Source organism: Microbacterium mitrae, from assembly GCF_008017445.1.
Lineage (GTDB): Bacteria > Actinomycetota > Actinomycetes > Actinomycetales > Microbacteriaceae > Microbacterium > Microbacterium mitrae.
The window spans coordinates 1-5,321 of record NZ_VRSW01000008.1 but is presented as its reverse complement, the minus strand read 5'-3'; the positions used below and the strand labels follow the sequence as shown (position 1 = coordinate 5,321).

The window sequence follows — 5,321 nt, the reverse complement described above, 5'->3', positions numbered from 1 at the left end:
GCAATCGTTTTTTACGGAGAGTTTGATCCTGGCTCAGGATGAACGCTGGCGGCGTGCTTAACACATGCAAGTCGAACGGTGAAGCAGAGCTTGCTCTGTGGATCAGTGGCGAACGGGTGAGTAACACGTGAGCAATCTGCCCCGGACTCTGGGATAACAGTTGGAAACAGCTGCTAATACTGGATACGAGCTAGGGAGGCATCTCCACTAGCTGGAAAGAATTTCGGTCTGGGATGAGCTCGCGGCCTATCAGCTTGTTGGTGAGGTAATGGCTCACCAAGGCGTCGACGGGTAGCCGGCCTGAGAGGGTGACCGGCCACACTGGGACTGAGACACGGCCCAGACTCCTACGGGAGGCAGCAGTGGGGAATATTGCACAATGGGCGAAAGCCTGATGCAGCAACGCCGCGTGAGGGATGACGGCCTTCGGGTTGTAAACCTCTTTTAGCAGGGAAGAAGCGAGAGTGACGGTACCTGCAGAAAAAGCGCCGGCTAACTACGTGCCAGCAGCCGCGGTAATACGTAGGGCGCAAGCGTTATCCGGAATTATTGGGCGTAAAGAGCTCGTAGGCGGTTTGTCGCGTCTGCTGTGAAATCCCGAGGCTCAACCTCGGGCCTGCAGTGGGTACGGGCAGACTAGAGTGCGGTAGGGGAGATTGGAATTCCTGGTGTAGCGGTGGAATGCGCAGATATCAGGAGGAACACCGATGGCGAAGGCAGATCTCTGGGCCGTAACTGACGCTGAGGAGCGAAAGGGTGGGGAGCAAACAGGCTTAGATACCCTGGTAGTCCACCCCGTAAACGTTGGGAACTAGTTGTGGGGTCCATTCCACGGATTCCGTGACGCAGCTAACGCATTAAGTTCCCCGCCTGGGGAGTACGGCCGCAAGGCTAAAACTCAAAGGAATTGACGGGGACCCGCACAAGCGGCGGAGCATGCGGATTAATTCGATGCAACGCGAAGAACCTTACCAAGGCTTGACATACACGAGAACACCGTAGAAATACGGGACTCTTTGGACACTCGTGAACAGGTGGTGCATGGTTGTCGTCAGCTCGTGTCGTGAGATGTTGGGTTAAGTCCCGCAACGAGCGCAACCCTCGTTCTATGTTGCCAGCACGTAATGGTGGGAACTCATGGGATACTGCCGGGGTCAACTCGGAGGAAGGTGGGGATGACGTCAAATCATCATGCCCCTTATGTCTTGGGCTTCACGCATGCTACAATGGCCGGTACAAAGGGCTGCAATACCGCGAGGTGGAGCGAATCCCAAAAAGCCGGTCCCAGTTCGGATTGAGGTCTGCAACTCGACCTCATGAAGTCGGAGTCGCTAGTAATCGCAGATCAGCAACGCTGCGGTGAATACGTTCCCGGGTCTTGTACACACCGCCCGTCAAGTCATGAAAGTCGGTAACACCTGAAGCCGGTGGCCTAACCCTTGTGGAGGGAGCCGTCGAAGGTGGGATCGGTAATTAGGACTAAGTCGTAACAAGGTAGCCGTACCGGAAGGTGCGGCTGGATCACCTCCTTTCTAAGGAGCATCTGAAGTTTTCGGACTTCCAGAACCCAGATCGAAGGCGTACGTTCTTCGCTGGGAGCTCATGGGTGGAACATTTGACATGACATCAGGGCCGATTGGTTCGCTTGAGTACGCTGCTTGCAGCTGGAAAGGGTGGCTAGGAGGGGCTGATGTTTGCACGCTGTTGGGTCCTGAGGGACCGGGCATGACTTTCGGGTTGTGACTGTTTCCTTGGACCTGCATTCATGATCAGCTTTGGCTGTGAGTGGTGTGGGTACCGCCCGTACTTTGAGAACTACACAGTGGACGCGAGCATCTTGCGGAACAAGCTTTTGTTTGTTTCGTAATTGATGATCTTAAAGATCATTAGTTTCAATTTTTCGAGATTGATTCTTAAACATACTCATGTGATTTCAAGTCTTTAAGAGCAAACGGTGGATGCCTTGGCATCTGGAGCCGAAGAAGGACGTAGCAATCTGCGATAAGCCTCGGGTAGTGGATAAGCACACTGTGATCCGAGGATTTCCGAATGGGGAAACCCCGCTGGGCGGCGTGCCGACCTAGTGACTCCCGCCTGAATATATAGGGCGGGTAGAGGGAACGTGGGGAAGTGAAACATCTCAGTACCCACAGGAAGAGAAAACAACCGTGATTCCGTTAGTAGTGGCGAGCGAAATCGGATCAGGCTAAACCTTGTATGTGTGATAGCCGGCAGGCGTTGCATGCAGGGGGTTGCGGGACTTTTCAGATTTTTCTGCCGAAGAGTCAGCGTGACAGCAGCGTATAGACGAATGGTTTTGAATGGCCAGTCAGAGAGGGTGCGAACCCCGTAGTCGAAATGCGTGTGTTGGCGCGAGAAGTATCCCAAGTAGCACGGGGCCCGAGAAATCCCGTGTGAATCTGTCAGGACCACCTGATAAGCCTAAATACTCCCAGATGACCGATAGCGGACAAGTACCGTGAGGGAAAGGTGAAAAGTACCCCGGGAGGGGAGTGAAATAGTACCTGAAACCGTTTGCTTACAAACCGTTGGAGCACCCCTGGTAGGTGTGACAGCGTGCCTTTTGAAGAATGAGCCTGCGAGTTAGCGATACGTGGCGAGGTTAACCCGAGTGGGGTAGCCGTAGCGAAAGCGAGTCTGAATAGGGCGATTCAGTCGCGTGTCCTAGACCCGAAGCGAAGTGATCTATCCATGGCCAGGTTGAAGCGACGGTAAGACGTCGTGGAGGACCGAACCCACTTAGGTTGAAAACTGAGGGGATGAGCTGTGGATAGGGGTGAAAGGCCAATCAAACTTCGTGATAGCTGGTTCTCTCCGAAATGCATTTAGGTGCAGCGTTGCGTGTTTCTTGCCGGAGGTAGAGCTACTGGATGGCCGATGGGCCCTACAAGGTTACTGACGTCAGCCAAACTCCGAATGCCGGTAAGTGAGAGCGCAGCAGTGAGACTGTGGGGGATAAGCTTCATAGTCGAGAGGGAAACAACCCAGACCACCAACTAAGGTCCCAAAGCGCGTGCTAAGTGGGAAAGGATGTGGAGTTGCTTTGACAACCAGGAGGTTGGCTTAGAAGCAGCCACCCTTGAAAGAGTGCGTAATAGCTCACTGGTCAAGTGATTCCGCGCCGACAATGTAACGGGGCTCAAGCACGCCACCGAAGTTGTGGCATTAATATTTTTGGTAGGCCTTCGTGGTCCAGCCGTATTGATGGGTAGGAGAGCGTCGTGTGGCCAGCGAAGCGGCGGTGTGAACCAGCCGTGGAGGCTACACGAGTGAGAATGCAGGCATGAGTAGCGAAAGACGTGTGAGAAACACGTCCTCCGAAAGACCAAGGGTTCCAGGGTCAAGCTAATCTTCCCTGGGTAAGTCGGGACCTAAGGCGAGGCCGACAGGCGTAGTCGATGGACAACGGGTTGATATTCCCGTACCGGCGAAGAACCGCCCAAACTAATCCAGTAGTGCTAAGTATCTGAATCCTTATGACCGGATCCTTCGGGTGATGGCGTGAGGCCTAGCGTACGACCCCATTCTGGTGCGGTTAGCGTATTAACAGGTGTGACGCAGGAAGGTAGCCCAAGCCAGGCGATGGTTGTCCTGGTGCAAGTGCGTAGGCTGAGAGATAGGCAAATCCGTCTCTCGTACAGGCTGAGACACGATGCGGATAAAAAGTGGGTGATCCTATGCTGCCGAGAAAAGCATCGACGCGAGGTTCTAGCTGCCCGTACCCCAAACCGACTCAGGTGGTCAGGTAGAGAATACTAAGGAGATCGAGAGAATCGTGGTTAAGGAACTCGGCAAAATGCCCCCGTAACTTCGGGAGAAGGGGGGCCATCGACGTATACGGGCTTGCTCCGAAAAGCGTTTGGTGGCCGCAGAGACTAGTGGGTAGCGACTGTTTACTAAAAACACAGGTCCGTGCCAAGTCGCAAGACGATGTATACGGACTGACGCCTGCCCGGTGCTGGAAGGTTAAGAGGACCGGTTAGCCGTAAGGCGAAGCTGAGAATTTAAGCCCCAGTAAACGGCGGTGGTAACTATAACCATCCTAAGGTAGCGAAATTCCTTGTCGGGTAAGTTCCGACCTGCACGAATGGCGTAACGACTTCCCAACTGTCTCAACCGCGAACTCGGCGAAATTGCATTACGAGTAAAGATGCTCGTTACGCGCAGCAGGACGGAAAGACCCCGTGACCTTTACTACAGCTTGGTATTGGTGTTCGGTGTGGCTTGTGTAGGATAGGTGGGAGACTGTGAAGCATGGACGCCAGTTCATGTGGAGTCGTTGTTGAAATACCACTCTGGTCACTCTGGATATCTAACTTCGAACCGTAATCCGGTTCAGGGACAGTGCCTGGTGGGTAGTTTAACTGGGGCGGTTGCCTCCCAAAAAGTAACGGAGGCGCCCAAAGGTTCCCTCAACCTGGTTGGCAATCAGGTGTCGAGTGTAAGTGCACAAGGGAGCTTGACTGTGAGACTGACAAGTCGAGCAGGGACGAAAGTCGGGACTAGTGATCCGGCAGTGGCTTGTGGAAGCGCTGTCGCTCAACGGATAAAAGGTACCTCGGGGATAACAGGCTGATCTTGCCCAAGAGTCCATATCGACGGCATGGTTTGGCACCTCGATGTCGGCTCGTCGCATCCTGGGGCTGGAGTAGGTCCCAAGGGTTGGGCTGTTCGCCCATTAAAGCGGTACGCGAGCTGGGTTTAGAACGTCGTGAGACAGTTCGGTCCCTATCCGCTGCGCGCGTAGGAAATTTGAGAGGATCTGACCCTAGTACGAGAGGACCGGGTTGGACGAACCTCTGGTGTGCCAGTTGTACTGCCAAGTGCACCGCTGGTTAGCTACGTTCGGGATGGATAACCGCTGAAAGCATCTAAGCGGGAAGCCGGCCTCAAGATGAGATTTCCATACCTTCGGGTGAGAGGCTCCCAGCCAGACTACTGGGTTGATAGGCCAGATGTGGAAGCGTGGTAACACGTGCAGCTGACTGGTACTAATAAGCCGATGACTTGATAATCATTCATACATGAGTGATGCTCCGCGTCCACTGAGTGGTTCTCGATGTACGGTCGAGAACCCCAATACAAGACAACAGTCTCGTATAGGTTTTTGAAACATCAATAGTGTTTCGGCGGCCATAGCGAGAGGGAAACGCCTGGTAACATTCCGAACCCAGAAGCTAAGCCTCTCAGCGCCGATGGTACTGCAGGGGGGACCCTGTGGGAGAGTAGGACACCGCCGGACTCCTTTTAAAGTCAAAATGGCCACCCAACGCTGGGTGGCCATTTTGCATTTACACCCA

The 5,321-nt window shown here is 54.0% G+C and carries 3 rRNA genes; all 3 read left to right on the top strand.

Annotation, left to right across the window (positions count from 1 at the left end):
• Positions 1-10: 10 nt before the first annotated feature.
• Positions 11-1,532 (top strand): 16S ribosomal RNA (locus FVP60_RS12935).
• 399 nt (positions 1,533-1,931) lie between these two features.
• A 23S ribosomal RNA gene (locus FVP60_RS12930) occupies positions 1,932-5,036 on the top strand.
• Between the two features lie 110 nt (positions 5,037-5,146).
• Positions 5,147-5,263, top strand: a 5S ribosomal RNA gene (gene rrf, locus FVP60_RS12925).
• Together the 16S, 23S and 5S rRNA genes form the textbook arrangement of a ribosomal RNA operon.
• Positions 5,264-5,321 lie beyond the last annotated feature (58 nt).